Annotated in this window: 20 protein-coding genes and 2 tRNA genes; 2 read left to right on the top strand and 20 right to left on the bottom strand. The window is 47.1% G+C overall.

The window, feature by feature from the left end:
• Nucleotides 1–33 precede the first annotated feature (33 nt).
• From GX089_04550 to GX089_04520, 7 genes are all read right to left on the bottom strand, one after another.
• Nucleotides 34–924: an ABC transporter ATP-binding protein gene (locus tag GX089_04550; GenBank protein ID NLP01743.1), complete on the bottom strand. Its 891-nt coding sequence runs from the start codon at nt 922–924 to the stop codon at nt 34–36.
• A gap of 79 nt (nt 925–1003) precedes the next feature.
• Nucleotides 1004–1804 carry an ABC transporter permease gene (locus GX089_04545; protein NLP01742.1) on the bottom strand — a complete coding sequence of 267 codons (801 nt, stop codon included), beginning with the start codon at nt 1802–1804 and terminating at the stop codon, nt 1004–1006.
• Entirely contained in the window at nt 1801–3141 is a 1341-nt protein-coding gene (dnaB, locus tag GX089_04540; GenBank protein ID NLP01741.1) for a replicative DNA helicase, read from the bottom strand. The genes GX089_04545 and dnaB overlap by 4 nt, the downstream gene beginning before the upstream one ends.
• A 16-nt stretch (nt 3142–3157) precedes the next feature.
• Nucleotides 3158–3991, bottom strand: coding sequence for a uracil-DNA glycosylase (locus GX089_04535; protein ID NLP01740.1), 834 nt, complete (start codon nt 3989–3991; stop codon nt 3158–3160).
• A gap of 143 nt (nt 3992–4134) precedes the next feature.
• Nucleotides 4135–5322: a bifunctional phosphopantothenoylcysteine decarboxylase/phosphopantothenate--cysteine ligase CoaBC gene (coaBC, locus tag GX089_04530; GenBank protein NLP01739.1), complete on the bottom strand. Its 1188-nt coding sequence runs from the start codon at nt 5320–5322 to the stop codon at nt 4135–4137.
• 37 nt (nt 5323–5359) lie between these two features.
• Nucleotides 5360–5578, bottom strand: coding sequence for a DNA-directed RNA polymerase subunit omega (locus GX089_04525; protein NLP01738.1), 219 nt, complete (start codon nt 5576–5578; stop codon nt 5360–5362).
• Nucleotides 5579–5609: 31 nt separating this feature from the next.
• Complete coding sequence (locus tag GX089_04520) at nt 5610–6485, bottom strand: YicC family protein (protein NLP01737.1); 876 nt, start codon at nt 6483–6485, stop codon at nt 5610–5612.
• A 476-nt stretch (nt 6486–6961) separates the two neighbouring features.
• On the opposite strand from GX089_04520, the gene GX089_04515 reads away from it, so the two are divergent.
• Nucleotides 6962–9415 (top strand): FAD-dependent oxidoreductase, encoded by a 2454-nt coding sequence (locus tag GX089_04515; protein ID NLP01736.1) that lies wholly within the window; start codon nt 6962–6964, stop codon nt 9413–9415.
• A 130-nt stretch (nt 9416–9545) separates the two neighbouring features.
• On the opposite strand, the gene mutS is transcribed toward GX089_04515, so the two are convergent.
• From mutS to GX089_04465, 10 genes are all read right to left on the bottom strand, one after another.
• On the bottom strand, nt 9546–12233 hold the full coding sequence (gene mutS, locus GX089_04510; GenBank protein NLP01735.1) for a DNA mismatch repair protein MutS: 2688 nt from the start codon (nt 12231–12233) through the stop codon (nt 9546–9548).
• On the bottom strand, nt 12230–13579 hold the full coding sequence (scpB, locus tag GX089_04505; protein ID NLP01734.1) for an SMC-Scp complex subunit ScpB: 1350 nt from the start codon (nt 13577–13579) through the stop codon (nt 12230–12232). Before scpB ends, mutS begins: the two co-directional genes overlap by 4 nt.
• 21 nt (nt 13580–13600) lie before the next feature.
• On the bottom strand, nt 13601–14392 hold the full coding sequence (locus tag GX089_04500; GenBank protein ID NLP01733.1) for a segregation/condensation protein A: 792 nt from the start codon (nt 14390–14392) through the stop codon (nt 13601–13603).
• A complete protein-coding gene (locus GX089_04495) occupies nt 14383–14763 on the bottom strand; it encodes a reactive intermediate/imine deaminase (protein ID NLP01732.1) in 381 nt (126 codons plus the stop codon). The genes GX089_04500 and GX089_04495 overlap by 10 nt, the downstream gene beginning before the upstream one ends.
• A 28-nt stretch (nt 14764–14791) precedes the next feature.
• Entirely contained in the window at nt 14792–16621 is a 1830-nt protein-coding gene (gene glmS, locus GX089_04490) for a glutamine--fructose-6-phosphate transaminase (isomerizing) (GenBank protein NLP01731.1), read from the bottom strand.
• A 166-nt stretch (nt 16622–16787) separates the two neighbouring features.
• Nucleotides 16788–17051, bottom strand: coding sequence for a hypothetical protein (locus GX089_04485; GenBank protein ID NLP01730.1), 264 nt, complete (start codon nt 17049–17051; stop codon nt 16788–16790).
• A gap of 111 nt (nt 17052–17162) precedes the next feature.
• A complete protein-coding gene (locus GX089_04480) occupies nt 17163–17729 on the bottom strand; it encodes an HAD-IIIA family hydrolase (protein NLP01729.1) in 567 nt (188 codons plus the stop codon).
• A gap of 134 nt (nt 17730–17863) precedes the next feature.
• Nucleotides 17864–17937 (bottom strand) — tRNA-Arg (locus GX089_04475).
• Between the two features lie 76 nt (nt 17938–18013).
• Nucleotides 18014–18087: transfer RNA gene (locus GX089_04470), tRNA-Pro, on the bottom strand.
• Nucleotides 18088–18139: 52 nt separating this feature from the next.
• The gene (locus GX089_04465) at nt 18140–19477 is read right to left on the bottom strand and encodes a protein kinase (GenBank protein ID NLP01728.1); all 1338 of its coding nucleotides are present in this window, start codon (nt 19475–19477) and stop codon (nt 18140–18142) included.
• Nucleotides 19478–19600: 123 nt separating this feature from the next.
• Here GX089_04465 and GX089_04460 point away from each other — a divergent pair, with 123 nt between their 5' ends.
• Nucleotides 19601–22282 (top strand): hypothetical protein, encoded by a 2682-nt coding sequence (locus tag GX089_04460; protein ID NLP01727.1) that lies wholly within the window; start codon nt 19601–19603, stop codon nt 22280–22282.
• 168 nt (nt 22283–22450) lie between these two features.
• Here GX089_04460 and GX089_04455 read toward each other — a convergent pair whose 3' ends face one another.
• From GX089_04455 to pyrR, 3 genes are read right to left on the bottom strand one after another with little or no spacing between them, the layout of a single operon-like run.
• Nucleotides 22451–23815, bottom strand: a complete 1365-nt coding sequence (locus GX089_04455; protein NLP01726.1) for a dihydroorotase — start codon at nt 23813–23815, stop codon at nt 22451–22453.
• Nucleotides 23808–24734, bottom strand: a complete 927-nt coding sequence (locus GX089_04450; GenBank protein NLP01725.1) for an aspartate carbamoyltransferase catalytic subunit — start codon at nt 24732–24734, stop codon at nt 23808–23810. The genes GX089_04455 and GX089_04450 overlap by 8 nt, the downstream gene beginning before the upstream one ends.
• 3 nt (nt 24735–24737) lie before the next feature.
• Nucleotides 24738–25286, bottom strand: coding sequence for a bifunctional pyr operon transcriptional regulator/uracil phosphoribosyltransferase PyrR (gene pyrR / locus GX089_04445; protein ID NLP01724.1), 549 nt, complete (start codon nt 25284–25286; stop codon nt 24738–24740).
• Nucleotides 25287–25750 lie beyond the last annotated feature (464 nt).

The raw sequence follows: 25750 nt of genomic DNA, 5'->3' as shown, positions 1-25750 counted from the left end.
CCCGGCTTGAGACATCATTACCCGATGGAACAATTACCCCTCATCGTTTCTCCACGCCTCCATCTCTGATTCCTCTCTATCAGATCTCTGAGGCATCCTGAATTTATATTCAGCGGGGTTCTCCTGACGAAGTCTGTTGAGGTTGAATGTTCCGGCATAGGAACCCTCTTCCTCAACTGCGTAGTGAAGCTTGCGCTGGCCACGGATGAACTGCTGTATATAAGGATTTCTGGATTTGCGGATCTCTGCTGGAGTACCATCGAAAATGATTTTCCCCTCGTGAATCATCGCGATCTTGTCGGCTATCTTGTAAGCGGACCCGATATCATGTGTCACCACTATCGATGTCATCCCCAGCTTCTCTTTCAGACTCAGGATAAGGTCATTTATCTTGTCGGTCATGATTGGGTCGAGCGCCGATGTAGGCTCATCGTAAAGCATAATCTCCGGTTTCATTACAATGGCTCTGGCCAATCCTACCCTGCTGCGCATTCCACCTGAGAGTTCGGAGGGCATCTTGGTCTTAAACTCCTCTCTCAGTCCAACCATCTCCAGAGATTCACCTACTATTTTGTCAATCTCCTCAGTTGTGAAACTTGTGTGCTCCCTCAGGGGAAAAGCAAGATTCTCACCCACACTCATTGAGTCAAAGAGGGCTGCACCCTGAAACAGTATCCCGAAGCGTTTTCTTGACTTTTTAAACTCCGAGGACTTCATATTGGGATAAGAAATCACCTCCTTATCCAGCAATATCCTGCCCCCGTCGGGAAATATCAGACCTATTATATGTCTGAACAGTACTGTCTTTCCGCTTCCTGACTGGCCGATGATACAGGTAATCTGCCCTTTTTTGATCTCCAGATTGATATCATCAAGGACTACCTGATTTCCGAAATGCTTCTTAAGGTGCTCTATTTTTAACATCTATCATTCCACGACTGCTGTTTAACCGCTTTAAAACCGCATGATTCCAGTATTTCTGTCTTTATCTACAGGCCTGTAATCACATTACCAGCAAGGCGATAATAAAGTCAAATACCAGAATCAGAACCGCAGATGTCACCACCGCCTTGGTAGTGGCATTTCCAACTCCCTCTGCCCCACCCTTTGCCTCAAAACCAAAATGGGCACCGGTTATTGCCACAATGGCTCCAAACACCATCGTTTTGCTTATCCCGATGAACACATCATGTGCATTAAAAAATAACTTCAGCCCGCTCAAATAGGTGAATAAAGTGACATCCACTGTCAGTACTACAGTGATGATTGCACCTATGAAAGCCAGAAATTCGGCCCAGATTGTAAGCACTGGAAGCATAATCACACAAGCAGCAGTTTTGGGAACAATAAGATATCTTATGGGATCAAGAACCAGAACCTGCATTGCGTCAAGCTGTTCACTTGTCTTCATCGACCCCACCTCAGCAGCAATACCGGTGGCGACCCGCCCTGCAAACACCATGGCCGTTATCACCGGACCCAGTTCTGTAACGATGCTTTTACAGACCAGTACTCCTAGATATCTCATGGGTATAAAACCTGACATCTGGTAGACTGCCTGAGTCACAGTCACCGACCCTAGAAAAAGGGCTATTATCGAAACAAGAGGAACTGATTCTATTCCAAGATTGAACATGTGGGAGATCGTGATATCAGGATTTTTAAACAGAAGATGGATACGGAAAATTGTCTGCTTCGCAAGTACACCGTACCTGTAAACGCTCCTGAGAAAGCCTCCCCCAAATGAAGCAAGGTTGCGTCCCCTCTCTCCAATTTTACAAACACCTTCTGTCAGAAAATTCAAAATTCCCCTGTCTCCTCGACACGTTCGGAAAGGTTGTCAAACTTCGCGTAATCCTTGATAAAAGCGACGTGCGCCGTTCCAATGGGTCCGTTTCTCTGTTTTCCTACTATTATCTCAGCCTTCCCCTTCGCATTCTCATCATCCTTATTATACACCTCGTCACGATACACAAAAAGCACCAGGTCAGCATCCTGCTCGATAGCCCCGGACTCACGAAGGTCTGAAAGCTGGGGACGATGATTGCCGGTGCGTTGCTCTACAGCACGCGAGAGTTGAGAAAGCGCTATAACCGGAACGTCAAGCTCTTTGGCAACCCCCTTCAAAGCTCTTGATATCTGAGAAATCTCCTGTTGACGGCTCTCGACCTTGCCGGTTGATCCCATGAGCTGAAGGTAGTCAATCACTATCAGTTCAAGATTGTTCTGCGCCTTCAGACGCCTTGCCTTGGCTTTGAGTTCCAGCACCGTTATTGCAGGAGTATCGTCAATGTATATAGGTGCTTCTGCAAGCGGGCCGGCAGCCAGACTCAACTTGGGAAGATCTCTTTTGGGAAGTGTACCGCTGCGTAACTGATGCATGTTTACACGTGCCTCTGAGCACAGCATACGCTGAACAAGAGATGCTTTGGACATTTCAAGGGAAAATATCGCTGACGGGCGCTTACCATGGATAGCGGCATTGAGCACTATCGATAAAGCAAGCGCAGTCTTTCCCATCGAGGGGCGGGCAGCGAGGATCACCAGGTCACCCTTCTGAAGCCCGGTTGTCATCTCGTCAAGTTCCTTGAACCCGGTCATTATCCCTTTGAAACTCCCCTTGGAGTAACCCTCTATCTCCTCGAAAGTCCTGGGAAGAAGCTGTCCGACAGATTCGAATTTATTCTTGATTCGCGACTCTGAGATCGCGAAAATCTTCGACTCCGCAATGTCAAGGACTTTCTGCGCATCTATTTCCGCGTTGAAACAGTCAGTTGTCACTTCTCCAGCTATGGTTATCAACTGACGCAGGGTCGCTTTCTCAAGCAGTATCGACGCATAGTACTCGATATTCGCCGAAGTTGCTATGCTCTCTGCAAGTTCCCCGAGATAAGTCTCCTCTCCTACCGCGGAAAGCCAGCCCTTCTTTCTCAAGGTATCCGCCAGTGTCACAATGTCAATTGGAATGCTCTTCTCGAACATCTCCCTCATGCAGAGGAAAATTTTACTGTTTGCACCTGAGTAAAACGCATTCTCATCCAGAAGTTCCAATGCCGCAATTGCTGCATGGGAATCGATCAGCATCGACCCCAATACAGTCCTTTCAACATCCAGAGCCTGAGGCGGAATCCGGTCTGAAATCGGCATGGATTTAGTATTACTGTTTTGCAGTACCATTTATACCTAAACTTTCCATTAATACCTTGAATTTCTGAAGATCTTCCCAGGCAGGTTTCTTGTATTCCGCATTACGCAAAAGAGCCGCGGGATGATACACCACCATCAGGGGAATTCCATTATAATCATGCACCTTTGAGCGTAGTTTTGCAATACTGTCTGTGCAGCCAAGAAGCACATGTGCTGCAATCCTCCCCAGAATCAGAATGGCTCTGGGTTTAATTACCGCTATCTGGGTTAATAGCAGTGGTATACACGACAGTATCTCTGAAGTCTCAGGGTTCCTGTTCTCAGGAGGGCGACACTTTAAAACATTGGTGATAAACACATCTTTGTTTCTGTCCAGTCCTATAGCGGCAAGCATTTTGGTCAGGAGCTGCCCGGCCTCACCCACAAACGGCAATCCCTGGTGATCCTCTTCTGATCCCGGAGCCTCACCAATCACCATGATCGAGGCCTCCGCATTACCAGACCCGAAAACAAATTTTTTCCGTTTCTGGTGGAGATGGCAGTTTGCACAGCCCTTCCGGAACAGTTCTGCCAGTGCTTCTCTCTTAGGAAGTGCCAAAAGAGCCGGATCTGGAACAAAAGACTGCGCCCGGGGCTTCTCTTTAGCGGGTTTCAGGCCAAGCTGATCAACAGTAGGCAAACCTTTCAGCAGTGATGATGCTGATTGTGATGATGCTGATATAGAAGTCTTTTTCGGTTGGGAGATGGCTGGTTTGATAGCAGTCGTGAAATCCGCTTTTTCTACCCTTGAGACATCTTGCAACTCTTTAACACTGAAACCTCTGCTGAGGACAAAATCAGGCATCGAGAGCTGACGCTGCTGGTGCAGCCAGGCAAAAATTTTTTTCCTATCAAGCATTGTTCCCCGGAAACGAATCGATTAAATCAGATTCAGATACAGATAGAAGCAACAAAAGCCTTTTCTCCAGTTAAAAAAAACACACTGCTTTATCGTTTCAACAGTCTCTCTGCCGTCCTCTGAAAAATCGCCCTCGCAATCTCATCTTTGCTAAGTACCGGCAATTCCTCCCTGTAACCATCACGGCACAGAATTGTTACACTGCTTGTGGAGAGGCCCAGAGAAGACTCGACACGATTATAAATTATCATATCGCACCCCTTCTTTTCCATCTTCCTGATCGCCCTTTCCGGACCGGCTGAACTCTCCAGGGAAAAGCCTGCTAAAAACCGGTTTCCTTTCTCTTTTCCCAGACCTGCAAGTATATCAGGATTGGCTTCCAGCTCCAGGAGCAATTTCCCATCCCCGCTGCGCTGTATTTTATCACCTGAAAAGTTCACAGGACGAAAATCGGAAACTGCTGCGGCCATTATGCAGATATCTGTATCCTTGAAATATCTGGTAAGCTCCGCCTGCATCTGTTCCGCAGTTGTCACATTGATAACTCTGGCGCCGGATGGAAGGCTGTGGCAGGCAGGTCCGCTCACAACAGTCACCTCAGCACCCATAAGAAGTGCCTGGCGAGCCAGCGCTGCACCCATCTTTCCGGATGAGCGGTTGGTAATAACCCGCACCGGATCAATAGGCTCCTCTGTGGGCCCTGATGAAATCAGGACTTTTTTACCTTTGAGAAGAGCAGTACCCGAAAGAAAAGAGAATGCGTACTCTGCTATCTCCTCAGGTTCAATCATCCTGCCCTCACCGGAATCACCGCAGGCAAGTTCTCCCGAAGACACCGGAAGCACGGAGATGCCCCGGCTTTTAAGCGTTTCAATATTGTTTCCGGTCGCCTGATTATTCCACATGACAGTGTTCATAGCCGGAGCAAGCATGATCTTTGACTCAGGGATTGAAAGTGCGAGAGTCGTGAGAAGATTGTCACCTATTCCGGCGGCTATCTTGGCGACAGTGTTGGCGGTAGCAGGACAGATAAGAAAGAGGTCCGCCCACTCGGAGAGACGGATATGATCCATGTCGTAGACAGATGCGCTGTCACTGTAAAGCGGATGACCAGTAAGTGTCCTCAGGACCTCTTCACCCACAAATCCCCGGGCACAGGGGGTGATCACCACCTTGACATCCGCACCACGCTTCCTGAGAAGACGGATCAGGTGCGGAACCTTATACGCGGCAATCCCACCCGTTATTCCTGTCAGTATCCGGAAGGCGCCCTGCATAAAAAATCACTTATAAGGAGTCCGAAGCTGACCTGAGTCAGCTTACAGCTTCCCCGCTCTCTTCGTTTTCAACGACCCGGCCTTCAAAAAGCCGCTTCAGAGCGAGAGTTGTGGGTTTTTCACTGGTGTTGACAATATCAAGCCGGATCTGATCATTGATAAAACGGGCTTCCTGAGATGCCATCAGAACCGCTTTGTAGCGGTTAATGCCACGCTTTTCGAGTTTGTCAAGTTCCAGTTCAAGTAAATCGGCCATCTTTACCTCCTGTTTGCAGTACCATGTACCGCTATTCTATGTTCTGTATCTGTTCGCGAATCTTTTCGATGTTCTCTTTGAGCTTGACAGATTGATGAGATATCTCTGTGTCATTGGCCTTTGATCCAATAGTGTTGGCCTCCCGGTTCATCTCCTGAAGAAGAAAACTCATCCTCTTCCCGACAGGCTCATCCATATCCAGATCCTCACTGAACTTCAGTATGTGCGCCCTCAGACGGGTACACTCCTCAGAAATATCAAGCCTGTCTGCAAAAATCGCCACCTCGGTTGCAATCCTCATCGGATCGGGTGCACTGTCAATAAGCTTCTTTATCCTCTCAGTGAGAGACTTGGAATACTCGCTGATCCTCACAGGAGCTCTTTTTTCAACCTGCGCAAGAGTTCGGCTGATTTCTTTCAATATTTTCTTCAAATCTTTGCTTATATATACACCTTCAGCCTCACGCGTCTTCTGAAAAGCCACTATAGCTTTGGAAAGAATCGGCTTGATATGCTTCCACAGCGTCTTTTCATCGAAAGTTGTCGTCTCGGTCTTAATGAAATCACTGAAATGGAGCAGATCAGAAATAGTCACCCCCCCTTCCAGCTTATACCTGTCCCTGATCTCATTAAATATGTCCATGTAGCTGTTTACTGATGCTTTGTTCCAGGTAAGCTTTGTCCCCTCTTCCTCCCGATCACAGGTTATCACTGCTGAGACAGAACCTCTGGAGATAACCGATGAGATCTCCTTTTTGACCAACTGCTCGACATTGGAAGCAAACCGGGGCAGCCTGACCTGAAGCTCCATAAAACGATTGTTAACTGCCCTGATCTCGATCTTGTAAGTGCCCGACGGGGTTGTACCTTCGGCTAACCCGAACCCTGTCATGCTACGAATTGGCATATTTTCCTGATTATCCTTAGTGGGACGCGTGAAGTAAAAAACCTGTAAAATATAGTATTTGCCGGCGGGGTAAGCAATTTCAGGGTAACAGGCATTGATTGCAAGTGTTACTGAATGCCTGTTTTCACAGACATGACGAAACCATGGTAACAGTCGTTCTTTATAAGCAACACCATCACCTCAACATCGTTCCCGAGAAAGCGGGAACCCAGCATTCAATTCATATTGCTCCTGGATGCCTGTTTTCACAGGCATGACGCCTTGGGGTAGCGGGTGTTCTTTGCAAACAATGTCCTTTCCTCCACGTCAATCCACCGAAAACAGGAACCCAGTCCTGCATGAGTAAATATTCCCCCTTACAAAGCCGTATTTTTCTATAATTCTGTTACCATTTACCTGTTCAGGCTTCATACCCTGAACCCTGTAAAAAAAAACAATTATTTTGTACTCTTTATCCCGGAAAGCCAGGAGTCTGCATGAAGAAAATTCTAATTACAGGTGGTGTTGCAGGAGGAGCAAGCTTTGCCGCGCGGATGCGTCGCCTCGATGAAACAGCAGAGATTATAATGTTCGAAAGAGGAGATTTTATCTCTTTTGCAAATTGCGGCCTTCCATACCACATCGCAGAAATAATCAAGAATCGCCAGAACCTTATCATTCAAACTCCTGAAAGCTTCTCAACCCGCTTCAGGGTCGATGTCAGAACAGGCTCTGAAGTTATATCAGTTGATACAGTAAACAGAAAAGTCACCGTAAAAAGCGGAAACAGCACATATGAGGAATCTTACGACTACCTTGTCCTCTCCCCGGGCGCTGCTCCGATACGCCCTCCGATAGAGGGTATTGACAATCAAAGAATTGTTACGCTGCGCAACATACCCGACATGGACAAAATTAAACGGCTGGTCGATGCGGGGCAGGTCCGTGAGGCGGTAATAGTGGGCGGCGGTTTTATCGGACTGGAGATGGCGGAGGCATTGAAAGAACGTGGAACAGAAGTAACCCTGGTTGAAGCCGCTGATCAGGTGTTTGCTCCGGCTGACCCGGAAATGGCCGCTTCTGTTTCTCAACAGCTCAAGCTACACAAAGTAAAGCTGTTTCTCAGTGACGGCGTCAGGAAATTCAGCAGTGAAAGCGATGGAAAAGTGCGGGTTTTTCTCAACAGCGGCAGAAGTATCGATGCTGACCTGGTAGTACTATCAATTGGCGTGCGACCCGACACAGCATTCCTCGCTCAATCCGGAATCAAACTCAACTCTAAAGGCGCCATCATTGTCGATGAGCAGATGCGGACCAGCGCTGAAAATGTTTACGCACTGGGCGATGCAGTCGAGGTTACAGATTTTGTTACAGGAGAGAAAACCCATATTCCACTTGCCGGACCCGCTAACAGGCAGGGACGCCTTATCGCTGATCTGATCTCCGGCCGTGATGTAAAGTACTCACACACCCAGGGAACCTCTATCTGCAAAATTTTTGACCTTTCTGCAGCAACTACCGGACTCAATGAAAAAAATGCTCGTGCTAAAAATATCCCTTATCTGAAATCTTACACCCATTCTTCAAGCCATGCCTCCTACTACCCGGGAGCAAGTCCGGTGTCGATCAAACTGATCTTCTCACCCGGAGACGGCAGAGTTCTGGGAGCACAGGCAACAGGCACAAAAGGAGTTGACAAAAGAATTGATGTACTTGCTACCGCAGTAAGACACAGACTCACAGTTAATGATCTGGCCGATCTGGAACTGGCATACGCTCCCCCTTACGGAAGCGCCAAAGACCCTGTCAATATTGCCGGCTATGTCGCACAGAATATCCTCAATGGATTGACTCCTGCCTGCTATGCAGAAGATATTCCACAGTTAAAGAATGAGGGTTACGTTCTCCTCGATGTCAGGACCAAAGTGGAATATGAACAGGGAAATATCCCCGGTTCAGTTAACATACCTATCGATGAACTCCGGGAAAAACTCACCGAACTCGACAAAAGCAAGCCTGTAGTGGCCTACTGCCAGGTGGGACTGAGAGGCCATCTGGCCACCCGTCTGCTTATTCAGAACGGGTTTACGGCTAAAAATCTTTCCGGCGGTTACAGAACCTATTGTGCGTATTTCCCTGAAGACAATGCCGCTGATACAAAGCAGAGCGCATCGCAGGATGTCCGTGATGATGGTACAATAGTGTCAAGTTCACTTCAGGAGCCTGAAGTGATCACAATTGACGCCTGCGGGCTCCAGTGCCCTGGCCCTGTGATGAAACTCAAAGAGGGACTCGATCGGATTGCCGAAAACGAAACAGTGAAAATCAAAGCAACTGATCCGGGGTTTGCAGCAGATATACCCTCCTGGTGCAAACGTACAGGGAACACACTTCTGGACATGAAGATTGACAATGGCGTATACAGTGCACTCGTGCGCAAAGGCAGTCAGACAAACAAATGTCTCCTTCCCCAGGATATCCGATCCAGCAAGACCATGGTCATCTTTTCAAATGACTTTGATAAAATGGTTGCGGCATTCATCATCGCCAATGGAGCAGCCTCGATGGGAAGCAGTGTGACCATGTTTTTCACCTTCTGGGGGCTAAACCTTCTCAGAAAAGTGAAAAATGTGAAAGTCAGGAAAACCCTGCTTGAAAAGATGTTTGGTATGATGATGCCCAAAGGCCCTTCAAAACTGACCCTCTCAAAGATGAACATGGGGGGAATGGGCGGTGCAATGATCCGCTATATCATGAGGAAGAAAAATGTGTACTCTCTCCAGACACTCATGGAGGAAGCCATGCGCAACGGAGTACGTCTGGTAGCGTGCACAATGTCGATGGACATAATGGGAATAAAGAAAGAGGAGCTTATTGACGGAGTAGAGTTCGGAGGAGTTGCATCATACCTGAACGTTGCCGACAGTTCCGGTTATAACCTGTTTATCTGACTTCTTCTTTCGGTGTCGGCATCATTTCTATCCGGCAGTGAATGTTTACCATCGAGGTGAAAAGTGTTCTTTACAAGCAACACTTTCACCTCAACGCCGTTCTTGCGAAAGCAGGAACCCAGTTTTCAGGTTAGTGAAAAGTCAAACCCTGGGCTTTTTTCTTAAATTCACAAAGCAGATTAAGTGCATTTATAGGGGTAAGAGTATCAATATCGATGTTCTGTATCTGATGGATAAGCTCCGAGTAAGCCGAATCTATCGCGTTCATCTGAACACCGGAAAACAGCTCAAGCTGATCTTTCCTGCTCTTCTCCTCATAATGCCTGGCAAGAACAGGTTTGTGATCCGGTGTAAGCTCCATGTTTTCCAGATTGGCTAAAATCTCCCTGGCTCTGATTATCACCTTCCGCGGTATGCCTGCCAGACGCGCAACCTGAATTCCATAGGAGTGATCACAACTCCCGGTATCAATTTTCCGCAAGAATATGATCTGATCGTTCCACTCCTTTACCTTCACATGAAAATTCTTTATGCGCGGGTAGAGAATCGATAGTTCGGCAAGTTCGTGATAATGGGTGGCAAACAATGTCCGCCCCCGCTTTCCGGTCGTCTCATGAAGGTACTCCGCAACTGCCCAGGCAATACTTATCCCGTCAAATGTCGAAGTCCCTCTTCCTACTTCGTCAAGCAGTATGAGGCTTTCATCAGTGGCATTGTTCAATATATTGGCTACCTCGATCATCTCCACCAGAAATGTACTCTGGCCTCTGGAAAGCCTGTCTGAAGCACCTACACGGGTGAAAAACTTGTCGACTATTCCGATCTGGGCAAACGATGCAGGCACAAAAGACCCCATCTGGGCCATTATTGCAATAAGAGCATTCTGGCGCAGAAATGTTGATTTACCAGCCATATTGGGTCCGGTGATAAGCAGAATCTGGGATTCCTTTTTAATCATCTCCAGATCGTTAGGAATAAACTGCCCTACAGAACTCATCCGTTCCACTACCGGATGCCTTCCGTCTTTAATAACCAGATCTCCACCCTGAGTAAGAATCGGACGGCAATACTGATACTCCGAAGCTATCCGTCCAAGGGAGAGGAAGATATCCAGAGTAGCAATTGCAACAGCGGCATTCTGAATTCTTGCGCACTGCGATGAGATCTCTTTCCTGAGCGCCACGAAAATCTCATACTCGAGGCTTGAAAGCCTCTCCTCTGCTCCCAGAATCCTGGATTCCATCTCTTTGAGCTCAGGAGTGATAAACCGCTCCGCATTGACAAGTGTCTGTTTGCGGATATAATCCGCAGGAACCCCTTCAAGATTGGATTTAGAGATCTCTATAAAATAACCAAATACCTTATTAAAACCGACTTTCAGAGAGGAAATGCCTGTGCGTTCTCTTTCCGTTTCCTGCAGTTTTGCGATCCACTGTTTGCCGTTCACGGAGGCATTTCTGATTTCGTCAAGCTCAGCATTCACCCCCGCTTTTATCATCCCTCCCTCACGTATAGACAGAGGGGGATTGTCCACAATTGCGGCGTCAATCTTACTGGCTATCGGATCAAACCCTTCCAGTGATTGCACAAGCTGTTTTAACAGAGGGACATCTGCCTCAGAGAGTGCCTTGATTATCCGTGGGAAAATCATGAGGGAATTCTTGAGGGCACAGAGGTCACGGGCATTCGCTCTTTCAAATGTAATCCGGCTGATAAGCCTCTCTATATCCGAAACCCGTTTGAGAAGAAGTTCTAATTCTCCTCTGACAAATGCATCTTTCTTGAAGTATTCGACACAGTTAAGCCTCTCAGTAATAGATGCGGGATTTTTAAGAGGGCTCACAACCCAGCGTCTTAGTAACCGTGCCCCCATGGCGGTGCTTGTCTTATCCAGAACCGATATCAGGGTTCCCCCAACATCATCATTCTGCAGAGGCTTGAGAAGTTCCAGGTTACGGATTGTCGCCGGGTCGAGTTCCGAGAATTCAGAAAGGGTACGCGGTACTATTGCGCTGATATGCTGGAGATCATTTTTCTTCTGCTCTTTTAAGTAAAGAAGAAGCGCTCCTGCCGCGCATACACCGGAATTGAAACCCTCCAATCCCAGTCCCTGTACAGAAATAATGCGGAAATGATCCTTTATGGCTTCACAGGCGTTTTCAAAGGAAAACTTCCAGGCATCATAGCTGGAAAGCACTACAGACTTACTGGATTCACGGATAATATCTCTTAGGGGATGATTCTCGATATCGGAGAGAAGAATTTCGGATGGATCGGTTCGCACGATCTCATTTTCCACCTCTGATTTGTCGACCTCTTCAAGCTGAAACAGGCCTGTTGATAAATCACAAACGGCGACACCCACCTTTTCACCATCAGGATGAAAGCTCATTATGAAATTATTTGCTCTCTCATCAATGAAACTGTCCTCGGTGGCTGTTCCGGCGGTTATAATTTCCACTATGTCCCGCTTAACAATCCCTTTGGCTTGTTTCGGGTCCTCTGTCTGCTCACAGATTGCAATCTTGTACCCGGCCTTGACCAGACGGTTTGCGTAACGATCCAGGGCATGATATGGAAAACCGGCCAGAGGAACGTTTTCCGCTCCTCCGTGATTCCTGCTGGTAAGGGTTATTCCCAGAACCTTTGATGCTATTTTGGCATCTTCATTGAACATTTCATAGAAATCACCCATGCGGTATAGAAGCACCGTCTCCGGGTAGCGCGCCTTGATCTCTAAGTACTGACGCATCAGCGGAGTGAGATCACTGCGGGCAGAAGTCTCTATATTCGTATCACCTGACGTGATTTGATTCATAGTTCTAAATCATCCGGATCTGCTTTTTTCTTCTTTCTCTTGAAAAAGCCCCTTTTCTCCTCTTCCTCAACTTCATCTATGTCAATATCCAGCTTTTTCTCCCCTGCGGGGACATCGATCTCAAGAAGAGCTTCTTCTTCTGTTTCTATAATGGAAACCGGAGGTTTGGAATCTTTTTCCTTAATTTCAGATACAATCTGTGTCGGAACACTCCTGGTTTCATCTTCGACTCCACCTTCAGAGCTCTCTTCCTCCACCACATTTTCCTGCGCCTTCTCCTCTTCCGAAGGGGCTTCAGATGCAGGCGGTAATTCACCTATTTCAAATTCCACCTCATCATCTTCAGAGGATTCCTGAGATTCACTGGCTATTTCCTGCGGCTCGTTTTTTTCTTCTTCCGGCTTCTCTTCCTCAGGAGCTGTATTCTCAGGTGTTAATTCCTCAGGTGTCAGATCCTCAGATGCCTCTTCCTCTTTTTCCGGAATCTGCTCCTCTGTTGTCTGTACTTGTATAACCTCCTCCTCAACCGCTTCCGGTTCGGGTACACTCTCCTTGTCAGAAGCCACCTCTTCCTCAGGAGGCAACTCTATTTCAAACACAGTTGTCCCTTCCGGAACTGGTGCCTGCTCAGATGCCCCGGGTGTCTGTTCGACAGTTGATTCAACTGTCTGTTCAGCTTCCTCTTCGGAGAGTTCCTCACTCTCTCCTGTCTGAAGCTCCTCAATTGAGAGGTCCTGAATCTTCTCTCTGGCGATTGCTTCAAATTCCTCTATTCTTGGGAGGTCCTCTATTTTGTTCAGCCCGAAATATTTCAGAAATTCAGAAGTAGTACCATAAAGAAGGGGTCTTCCAGGCTTTTCGCTTCTGCCGGTTATAGTAACCAGCTTTTTTTCCAGTAAAGTTTTCATCGCCCCATCTGAAACAACACCCCTGATCGCCTCTATTTCCGCCTTGCTGACAGGCTGTTTGTAGGCGATGATAGCCAGACACTCCAGAGCCTGAATGGAGAGTTTTTTAGCTGCTTTCTCCTTGAAAATCTGCCTGACCCAGGGATGGTAGTAAGCAACAGTACGGAACTGATAGCCTCCACCGATCTCCACTATTTCGAAAGGATGCCGTTCTTTCTGGAGCTGGACATTTATAGAATCGATCATCTTTCTTATCTGCCGCGCATCGGGATTGTTCGGAAGAATGGTCTTTATCTTTGCGGCAGTCAAAAGCTCATCCGACGCAAACAGAAGTGCCTCCAGGATCCGCAAAGTATCAGGGGAACTTTCAGGCACACTGCCTTCCGATCCTCCCTCTTCCTCCAGCTCCATCAAATCCTCACGTTCCATTTTACTCATGGGACCTCCTGAAAACAGTTTTTATAATGAGTTGACCTGTTGAGAATCAGACACTTCACTGTTGTTCTGCTTTTTTCTGGAGACAAAGATCTCACCGAAATTATTCTCCTGGCGAAACGCTATCTCCTGCATCTTGACAAGCTCCAGAATCGCCATAAAAGTAACTACCAGTACTATTCTGCGTTTATCGTTTTTAAACAAATCCTCAAAACGCACTTCCTCATTATCGGTAAGAATAGCCATCACATACTCGATCCGGTCATCTATCCTGCAGTTATCAACATCAACAAGGTGCTTTGGTTCCTCATTGTCGTCTCCAGTCCGCTCAAGCACCCTCTTAAAAGCGGTTAGAAGATCGAAAATGCTTATGGTCCCCAGGTCCAGTTCCTGCTCATCGCTGGTTGTCTCAATAACCTCCGGACACCCCCGGCCAAATGCCCCGAAATGTTCGGCTTCATAGACTTTGAGCGACTCGGCTGCCTCCTTGAATTTCTTATACTCAAGTAACTGCTGGATAAGCTGTTCACGGTTATAGATTCCATCCTCCTGATCTATAACCTCGCCCTCCTGAGGAGGCAGCAGTTCCCGTGCCTTAAGCCTTATCAGAGTGGCAGCCATGTGAAGGTACTCTGAGGCTACATCAATATTGAGATCCCGCATGAGATCAAGGTATTCCAGGTACTGTGATGCGATACTGGAAACGGAGATATCGACTATGTTTACTTCGGCCTTATTTACAAGATAGAGAAGCAGATCCAGCGGACCTTCAAACAACTCGAGCCTGACCTCATATTCCTGCTTTCTTACCGGCACGCTACCGCCTCAATTTCTACCAGGACATTTTTTGGCAATCCTGAAACTTCAACTACACTTCTGGCCGGACAGGCACCTTCCAGTTCCTGCTTATAGACCTCATTGAAATCAGCAAAAGAGTTCATATCTCTCAGAAAAACAGTCGTTTTCACAAGAGAACCTGTCCCAAGGCCTTGTGAACCGAGAATCGCTTTGAGATTTTTCAGAGCAAGTGCAGCCTGCTCCCTGACAGTGGAACCGCTGACCTGTCCGGTTTTTGCATCAATAGCAATCTGCCCTGAGATAAAAATCAGATCTCCACACTCAACCGCCTGGCTGTAAGGACCAACAGGGGCTGGCGCTGAATCGGTTAAAATAAGACGTGGAATCATATCGGAGGCACACTTTTAAAAGGAATTTCTACTCCACAGTCACACTTTTTGCCAGATTCCGGGGCTGATCGATTTCACATCCCCTCATCGCAGCTATATGGTAAGCAAGTAACTGCAAGGGAATAACAGACAAAAGCGGACTTAGCATAGGAATGGACTTAGGAATATAAATCACATGTTTGGCAAACTTTTCTATCTCTTTATCACCCTCATTTGCAATTGCTATTACGCTGCCTCCCCTGGCGTTTACCTCCTGAATATTGGAAATAACCTTGTCGTAAATGCTGTCTTTTATCGCCAGAACCACTGAAGGCATATCTTTATCGATAAGAGCAATTGGCCCATGCTTCATTTCCGCCGCAGGATACCCCTCTGCATGAACGTATGAAATCTCTTTCAGCTTGAGTGCACCCTCAAGGGCAACCGGGAAATTATATGAGCGTCCCAGGTACAGAAAATTGTTATGATGCGAGTAAATACCAGCTATCTCCTCTATCCGACTGTTTTGCTTCAGAATTTTGCTCACCTGTTTGGGAACAGCTTCCAGAGCACGCGCTATGGCCACACCATCACTGTGAGATATCCTGCGCATCCGTCCCAAAAGCAGGGTCAAAAGAGACAACACTGTCAACTGAGAAGTAAAAGCCTTGGTAGAGGCAACCCCGATCTCAGGTCCGGCATGAAGATAAACACCGCCATGAGTCTCCCGTGCAATTGATGAACCCACAACATTGCAGATTCCAAGCACCGTGGCTCCCTTATGTGCCGCTTCCCTGAGAGCTGCCAGAGTATCAGCAGTTTCCCCGGACTGACTTATTACAAAAACCAGAGTGTTTGGTCCGATAATTGGATTCCGGTAACGGAACTCCGAGGCATATTCGACCTCTACAGGTATACCGGCCATCTCCTCTATCATGTACTTACCAACCAGCGCAGCATGCCAGCTTGTACCGCATGCCACAAAAACCAGCCTCTGAATACTCCTCAACTCCTGAAGCACCAGATTGAGACCATCAAGCCTGGCCGCACCATCTTCGACCAGCAGCCTTCCTCTCATTGCGTTCTTAATGGTTTCAGGCTGCTCAAAGATCTCCTTAAGCATGAAATGCTTAAAGCCACCTTTTGCCAACGCATCAGCATCCCAATCCAAACTATGAATCTCAGGATTGATCTTCCTGTTATCCAGAGTAGTAGTATTGAAATTACCATGCATCAGCTCTATCATATTGTTGTCTTTTAAATAGATGACTTTTTTAGTGTGACGCACTATTGCGGAAGCATCGGAGGCCAGAAACATCTCATCCTCACCCACACCCACAACAAGAGGCGAACCTCTCCTTGCTCCAACCAGAACCCCTGGATTGTCAGCCGCCACTACAGCTATGCCGAAAGTGCCCTCTATGTCCTGAAGTGCCCTGCGAACCGCAGAGACCAGATCTCCCTCGTAATATTTGCCGATCAGTTGCGCCAGCACCTCTGAATCGGTTTCTGAACAAAACTTAATCCCCTCTTTAATAAGCTTTTGCTTGAGAAAAGAGAAGTTCTCGATGATACCATTATGTACTACGGCGATCCTGGAGGACTGGTCAAGGTGAGGGTGAGCGTTTATCTGTGATGGTGCCCCATGAGTAGCCCATCTGGTGTGGGCAATACCGGTACCACATCCCCCAGCCGAGACTTTCTTTGTGATCTCCCTGAGATGATCGACTTTCCCTTTATCCTTATAAACAGAAAAGCCCTTTGCATTGACAAGAGCAATACCGGCACTGTCGTAACCCCTGTATTCAAGGGCACTTAAACCCTCAATTAGAATTGGATATGCATCTCTATTGCCAATATATCCGACTATCCCACACATCTCTTTTTTCTCCTTGAATACAGACACCGCCTCCTTGCGATATCTGATCAGACAACAGGCTTAATATATAATGATACAAAATGGATTTCAAAACCCTGAAATCGTGCTGCAGAAAGGCATGGCTGAAAGATTTGCAAAATCTGTTCCAATGAACCGGCACTGAAAATCAGTGAGCAGTTTTTTTCCGGAAAAGATGCATGAAAACCAACCCCGTTACAACCACCGCTGCCATGGAAATAACCCCTTTCAGCGATGATCTCCGAGGCGGATTTTGAACATGTAACCTCGGAACAGTGTCATTCTGAGGTGTCTCTCCGGTCGATAAAGCCGTGTTCTGGCTGACATGAAGATGGCAGAAACCATCAGTAAGATTTCTGCTGTTTTTACACCTCTGCCCTGCACGGGTTATCCCTTTACACTGTTGCGCCATTATTCCTCCTGCCAAAAACGATAATGCTTCATCACGGCATAGAAAATATAGCGCCTCAGAAACTCAAACTTCAAGATTATCTGTGTGTCAATTGACAGTGCGGAACACTCTTTATGATGCCCCACTGGAAGTAAACTCATCAATCCAGCCTGCGGCATCTGTGATACTCTGAAAAACATCCACCCCTTCAGGCAGATCACCTCTGTGCTTTTCTCCATGACCCGTAAGCACATAAAGACCCCTTGCCCCCACATTTGAGGCAAATTCTATGTCATGAGGATGATCACCAATTACAAAGGAATTCTCAAGACTGATGCCGTATTCATTTTCAGCTTTGCGAAGGAAGAAGGGTTTGGGCTTGATACATTCACACTGGTCATCCCTTTTATGCATGCAGGCATAATGCTCGATGATTCTGATTCCACCATCATTCAGCAATCTTCTGACATTGCTGTTAAGACACTCAGCATCCTCACGGCTTATCTTCCCCAGACCCACAGAGGACTGATTGGTGACAATAAAGAGAAGGTGCTTCTCCTGTAACTTGCGTAAAGCATCAAAGACCCCCGGGATAAAGGAATCCAGCGTAATATTTTTATCTCTGCAGTCATCATAAATTATGGTTCCGCCCTGATCCAGAAAGACTGCTGTTTTCTTGAAACTTCTTTTCGGCTCCAATACGCCTCTCCCTGTTTCAGTACCTGCTTTTTTAATATAATGCCCTGAATACAATTAATAAGCAACCATTCTGACAAAAAAACCAAAAAAAAAGCCCCGTAAGCCTGTTACGACCTACGGAGCCTCTATTTTAGTACCCCTGACAGGATTCGAACCTGTTACCCTCTGCTTAGAAGGCAGATGCTCTATCCAGATGAGCTACAGGGGCACGATTTCTTTGAATATCGCCGGACTAAAATAATTTCCGGACAGTGCCACTTTGCTTAAAACCTGAAATGGGTAAATCGGGGTGACTGGATTCGAACCAGCGACACCGTGGTCCCAAACCACGTGCGCTACCAGGCTGCGCTACACCCCGTTTTTCCACAAAGTATTAGAATATATATCAGGGCAAAAGTGTCCGGATGTTCTTATTGGGCATCAATATCGGAACCAGTATCGACACCATCGTTGCTCGCATCGATGTCGAATCTGTCGCGTTGATTGAGTTTGGCGCCTTGCCCGATAAGCAGCCTTATTATCATCAAATTTCCTCTTTTCAAGGCATAATGAAGAGGTGAATTCTCCTGAGAATCAGCGGCGTTGGGATCCGCCCCGGACTCAAGCAGAAACCTGACATCCTCAACACTTCCGGATATCACTGCCTTGTGTAAAGAATTAATCTGATTTGTCCGGAATTGATCTAAAGGCAAGTTTTGACTATTAATAAACTGCAGACTGTCCTCCAGGGTTTGCGGAGTTTCCCGTATCAATCCTTTTTTGATATTCAAGAGAAATTTACCCGCGTTCAGGAGATGTCCATTCCGGTACAGTAAAAAAAGTGCCGCAGCAACGAGCATAAAAATCGCCATTTTAGCAAAGGTCTGCAGATAGCGGAAATTTTTCTTTTTTGCGTTTTCCTTTTCTCCCCTGCAGCCTGCAGTTTTTTCACTTACCGCTTCCCTCAGTGCTGCAAGTGCTTCCGCAGGAGTTCCATAACGTTTCTCCGGGCTCTTTGCCATCATTTTTTTAACAAACTCTGAAAGAGAAAGATTGACACTCCGTTCAAACCTCTGAAGCGAAGGAACTGGTTTACGGATATGATCGAGAATAACTTCCACAAAGGATTCACCACAGTAGGGCGGAGATCCTGAAATCATGTGAAAAATTGTGCAGCCAAGAGAATAGAGATCCGCTCTGTGGTCGGTATTTCTGGGGTTTTCGGCCTGCTCAGGCGCGATGTAATAGGGACTTCCAAGAGATACCGATGTTTGTGTAAGGGAGATATCTCCACAAACCCTCGCCAGCCCCAGATCGGTCAGACGCACCTTTCCCTCTTTGTCAACGATAATGTTTTCCGGTTTGATATCCCGATGAACTATCCCCTGTTTGAAAGCCGCATCCAGAGCCTCAAGAACCTGAGCAGCAATCTCAACAGCCTCAGAAACCGGGATCTTTTTTCGTTTTGTGATTATATCCAGAAGATTTTTGCCCTCTACATACTCCATGACTATAAAATGCAGACCTTTCTCGCATCCTACATTCAACACACCGACAATATAGGGGTTTCTCAGACGGGCAGTGGTCCGGGCTTCCCGAAGGAATCTTTCTTTATCGTTAACCAGTGACAGGGTCGGCTGCAAGATCTTTACCGCTACAGGAATATCGAGGGCCAGATGATGCGCTCTGTAGACAACACCCATCCCACCTTTTCCTATCAGCTCCTCTATGCGGCAGCCACCCACAACCTCACCGATCAATTTTTCCATGTTGAATCCTCAGGAATACATTTTCAGCATGTTTTATGCCTGAAAACTGATCTTTTTCAGGCATAAAACCCATTTTTTTTATAGATTTATAGTATCAGAGAAAATCAGAGAGGGGGAATACCTATGAAAGAACTGCGCTTAGCGGTTAACTTGCCTGCATTTCTATTGTTTTTCATTGTCTCAACCAGCTTCTCAGAGGCTCCTTACAGAGTGCATCCGGACTACGAGGATACCGTCAGGATAGCAATCATCTGGAATGATGCTCAGGGCAATTCCAATTGTGATGCATCGACTCGTCCTATAGGAGAGAAAACGCTCGAATTTGTCAAAGCTGCTCTCAATCCTCAGAGAGTGCCAAACATCAAAGAGATCAAGAATACCACTTCTGATCATGCGACCTGGGATGACATAAGGGCACTCTGGGGCGGGGACACCATACCTCACGTAATTGTGCATGTAAATGCAGGATGGAGCTCAGGATGGAACGGCCGTGAACTGGATACCATCTTCAGCAGAGCTGTAAATCTCAAAATCGGCATTGTATCCATTGGCGATGATGCAGCGAGTCTGGCGACAAATACTTTCGGGTTCAGCGGTGTTGTTAATATGCCGGAACCTCTGGGAGACGCAACCAAAATCGACTCCCTGTGGATAGGACTTCTGCGGGCCAATGATGATCATCTCAAGACATTTGAAAACGGAGTGCTCGCTTATCCTGGTGTAAATGGGATCATCTCCAATGCTGTCGATTCCATCCTGAATGATACATTGATGAATTTTCTGCCTTTAGGTGCAGGCCGCTGTCAGGCAGATGCCGACAAATACAACATCCTTTATCCCCAATGGCTCACCATGCTTGGATACCAGCAGGGACACTGGGATGGTGAAACCCGGCCAGCAGCCAATGAACTCAATGTGCTCGTAGCAATCCAGGACACAACCGCACAGGACCTGATCAGAAGAGGTGTCGCGCTTTCATTCCAGCCCTCATTTCTGGCAAACAGTGTCGCATCTCAGCAGATTACCTACGATGCTATCATGTTTGCATCACTGACCCATACGCTCTCTGTAGCCAACAAAATAGTGCTCACTGTTTCCTCAGACAGTCTCCGTGCCGGAGATACAGTAACAATTTCCGCTGAGATTTTCGACCAGTATGACTCACTTCTCAGCGATCTGCTCCCCAATGTACAATGGCGGGTACTGGACATGGAGCCGGGCGATTCGCTCCTTAACAATACCGGCGGTACATCGAAATTCACAGCCACCAAAGCATGGCGGGAAGTGACTATCGAGGCTTCAGTCATCGATCCAAAAAGCGGTGCCCAGATCGTTGCAACAACCACTATTCCCATCCGTCCCGGAGATCCGCATCATATGGATATCCTCACTTCGCCCAATGTCTCAGGGAGCCTGCTCAATGAAGACTCTCCACAGGAGACAATCCGTCTTACAAGCAGCGATCCGACAAAAACACTCTATGCGGTAGTGCGTGACAAATACAATAACTACGTGCGCGCCTCCGATCCTGCTCAGACAATCTGGACATCTGCAAATACTGAGATCGCAAACGCCTCAGGACAGGCCGGAAATTCCTCGACCGGGATTATCTCCCTGTCAGGAAACGGCACTACAACTGTCAATGTTCAGGAAGGGAACCTTATCCCAGACGCTGCAATTGTCAATGCGGAAGCTGCAGCAATCACCGACGCAATCACAAGGGATATTGATGGAGACGGGCTTATCGACAGAATCGAACTGCATATCGATGTGCCACTGTCGGTCGATGGCCAGAATTCTTCCATCTCGATCACATATAATGGAAGGAATCTTCAGGTTAACGAAATTATATCAAAATCGGGTAATGCACGAGATTCGGTCTTTTACCTTGAAATTAATGAAAACGATAGCTGGGGTCTCCAGACAGACTGGATACTCACTCTCAATGGAACACTTCCGGTATTTTTCTCACAGGAAGCAGGGGGTATAATCAATCTTACCAATATCACTGCCAGGGATGGAGTTGGGCCGGTGATCGAAAAGGCAGTACTCTATCCCAGCACGATGCGTTATGCAGATACGCTGGTGATCACTTTCAGTGAGCCTGTCAACAGAGAAAAGCTCCTGGATATACTCCCGGAATCTGCTTTCAATTACTACTTTTTCACCGATTTAGCAGAACCGACCAGCCAGGTGCTTCAAAACTCACGCTTCTATTCAAGCGGATCCCGGGTCTTCATTGACAACATTACAATCATCCTTGCTGATCAGTCAAATACCAAATTTGAGATCACTCCTTACAAGGACATGATGCAGTATGTTTCAGGAGGTTCCGACAGTGCCGGAAATGCCCCCCCAAATGCCTCAATCTCCAGAAAAGTACTGGTGGAGATGGCCGGAAGCAATGCCGTCATCATTTCTGTCTACCCCAATCCTTACAGACCGGGATCGATCAACACGCTTCCAGCAGAAGTCAGAATGCGCTTTGCTAATGTTATTGCAGACAAGCAGGAAGGGATGCTGGTGGCTGTTATTTCCAAAAAACCACTGGCACCCGTCACAGATAAACCCAAAGACGGTAAGGAATCATACGGCAAAGCCACAATCTACGATGCGGTTGGTAATCTGATGGCAAGCGATGTAGATCTTCTGAAAGCATCCACAGCCACAAATTATGGTCTTTTCTGGGATGCGCGAAACCAGAATAGAAGAAAAGTGGAGGGAGGAGTCTATCTGGCCGTTGTTAAATTTAAAGACGTCGATAACAAAAGCTACTTGAAGAATATAAAGCTTGGTGTGCAGTGACCGACCTTGATTCTAACTAACTTAAGAAAAGAGATTTTTAGTTACCGGTATCAGAATTATCTGCCCCCAAAGGGCAGATAATTCTGATACGATGTTCCTCATATTATTAGTAAAAACAAGAATAATGTGGATTACAGCGAGCACAGTTGTCGCTGAACCACGACAGAGTTAACCAGCCTTTAATTTGTCAGTCAGACTGTTTTTCCGGAAAACTACTCTTCCACCAAGAATAGTGTAGACAGCACAACCGCGCAGAGAGAAACCCTCAAAAGCAGTGTTGTGTGATTTGGAAAAGAAACATCTGGGATCAACAGTCCACTGCTCATCCGGATCGATTATGGTGACGTCTGCCAGAGCACCCACCGAAAGTGTCCCTCCTGCAGTTCCCAGAATCCGGTTAGGGTTAAGGCTCATCTTCTCAACCATCACGGACGGCTTCAGAATATCTTTTGCCACCAGGTAGTTGATCACTACACCCACCGATGTCTCAAGGCCTATCACCCCAAATGATGCGGCATCAAACTCAACATCCTTCTCCTCAGGCACATGGGGAGCGTGATCACTAGCAATAACATCGATAGTACCATCAACAAGTCCCTCTATTACAGCATCACGGTCAAGAGCAGTACGAAGAGGGGGATTCATTTTCTTATTGGTACAATAGAGCCCGACATCCTCATCTGTCAAAGCAATATAATGAGGACATGTTTCCGCAGTCACCCTCACGCCGCGCTTTTTTGCGTCACGGATAAGCCGCACAGACCCTGCAGTAGACACATGCATTATATGAATCCGGGCGCCTGTATATTCTGCAAGCAGAATATCCCTTGCAACCACAATCTCCTCTGAGATGGTAGGAATACCTCTCATACCCAGACGCGTGGAAACTATCCCCTCATTCATGTGGCCCTTCTGGCTCAACGCGGTGTCCTCACAATGACAAAGCACCGGGATATTGAAGGATTTAGAGTAGTTCAGAGCATTCCGCATGAGATTGGACTTAGCCACCGATTTCCCGTCATCGGTCACTCCCCTGGCTCCAGCCTTTACCATCTCGCCGATAGGAGCCAGTTCCTCCCCCTCCAGGCCCCTTGTGATCGCACCAACAGGATAGATCCTGCATGGGCAATGCTCTGCCCGCTGAATCACATACCTGATCTTGGACTCCTCATCCAGAGCAGGTGTGGTATTGGGCATGCAGGCTACAGATGTAAAGCCTCCGGCAGCGGCTGCCTGGGTACCTGTGGCAATAGTCTCCTTGTCCTCCCGACCCGGCTCCCTCAGGTGAACATGCATGTCTGTCAGCCCGGGTACCACCCATTTTCCTTTTGCGTCGATTATAGATGTACCGGTCAGATTCGAGGGCATTTCTGTTGTCAAAGAGTTGATCTTACCGTTACGAACGATAACATTCATCACTCTGTCAATGCCGTTGGCAGGGTCGATGACTCTTCCGTCTTTTATGAGTAAAGGTGCAGGAATTACTGAATTATCAGGCGGGATAATAGTCGCGCCGTTTGGTTTTCTAAGCATTTTCACCGCCTCCAAGCAGATACAGCACAGCCATACGCACAGCTACCCCGTTTGTAACCTGCTCCAGTATAACAGAGTTTGGTCCATCGGCCACATCCGATGCCAGTTCCACTCCCCTGTTAATGGGTCCGGGGTGCATGATAAGAACATTTTCAGGTAAAGATGAGAGTTTATCGAGATCCAGGCCGTAGCGGTCACGGTATTCGCGAATCGAGGGAAATGCGCCGCTTGATTGTCTCTCAAGCTGGAGCCTCAAAAGCATCACGACATCCGCCCCCTCCAGAGCCTCATCGAGGTTGTCGGTCACAGGTACTCCCAGACTCTCCCTGTGCTGAGGCAGCAGTGTCGGTGGGCCGCAAAGCACCACATCAATACCCATCGTGCTCATGCCCCAGGCGTTAGAGCGTGCAACACGGCTGTGGAAAATATCCCCTATTATTGCTACTTTGAGTCCCCTCAATCTCCCCAGTTTTTGTCTTATAGTCATCATGTCAAGAAGTGCCTGGGTGGGGTGCTCATGAAGCCCGTCACCTGCATTCACAATCACCGCATTAGTACACTGGGTCAAAAAATGCGGCACACCTGCAGCGCAGTGACGCACGACGACCATGTCGATTTTCATCGCTTCAATGTTGCGGATAGTATCGCGCAGTGTTTCGCCTTTGTTTACGGAACTTGTTGATGCAGAAAAATTGAGGGGGCTTGCGGAGAGTCTTTTTTCGGCCAGTTCGAAAGAAATTCGGGTGCGGGTGCTGTTTTCGTAGAATAGATTGACAATTGTTTTTCCCCGGAGGGTCGGGACTACTTTTATTTCTCTCTGAAGAACTTCATAGAAACTGTCGGCAGTGTCTAAAATCAGTGTGATATCTTCCTCAGAAACACCCTCAAGCCCTAGCAGATGCTGGATATGTAACCCCATCGGTCAGTCACCTTCCTCCAGTTCCATTAGCCACAATGAATCCTCCTGATCAATCTCCTTCACTTTAAGGGCAACTTCCTGCCTGGGAAGGGTATTGATTTTCTTTCCTATATAATCTGCCATTATCGGCAGTTCTCTGTGTCCCCTGTCAACCAGAACCGCGAGCTGAATTGTCTGAGGTCTCCCGAAATCAACCAGCGCATCGAGAGCAGCCCTGACAGTTCTCCCTGTGTAGAGAACATCATCGACAAGCACCAGATCCATCCCGTTTATATTAAAGGGAATATCGGTTACCTTGACCTCAGGCTGCTTGAGAGCCATCCTGTAATCATCACGATAAAGGGTGACATCCAGAGTGCCGGAAACAAGATTGAGTTTTTCGATTTCGTTTATTTTACGGGTGATACGCTGGGCTAGATAAACGCCCCTGGTCTGCATCCCTACTACACCAAAACGAGAAAAGTCGCGGTTGCGCTCGAGTATCTGGTGAGTAATTCGGGTGAGCGCGAGGTCCAACGCATGACTGTCCATCAACAGTTCGACTTTTTTCATGTGTTAGCAAAAATAGTATGGACTGTGTAGGTAAGGCAAGGGAGTTTGTTTTTTCCTTTAAACCTTAGTATCTGTCTGGCCAAACCTTAGTAGTAGCAGAGTTGAACAAACGTACAAAAGAATAACCTTATTACCTTATTTTTTTGCTGACTGTTACCAGCGGAAATTAAAACACATAAATTTTTCTCATTTTTCTAATAAGGTAATAAGGTTATGGTCATTTTTTTCCGCATGCTACTAGAAGCAGTTTCAAAACCACCATAGTAAGCTGTTGAATTAATTACAGATTTCATATGCAATTAGTTTGTTAAGGGTAATCAACATACATGCGATTGTAAAAGAATGCATTAAATACTTTGATATTATGTTCATAACGAATAACAAGCCGTCGGTAGTTGCCAATCCAAGAAATAGATCTCTCTATTTTCCATCGTCTGGCATATCTTCTGAGCTTTCTTCCATCT

The organism is Fibrobacter sp. (assembly GCA_012523595.1).
Lineage (GTDB): Bacteria > Fibrobacterota > Chitinivibrionia > Chitinivibrionales > Chitinispirillaceae > JAAYIG01.
Note: the sequence above shows the minus strand (reverse complement) of the source record. Positions and strands in the feature narration are given on the sequence as shown.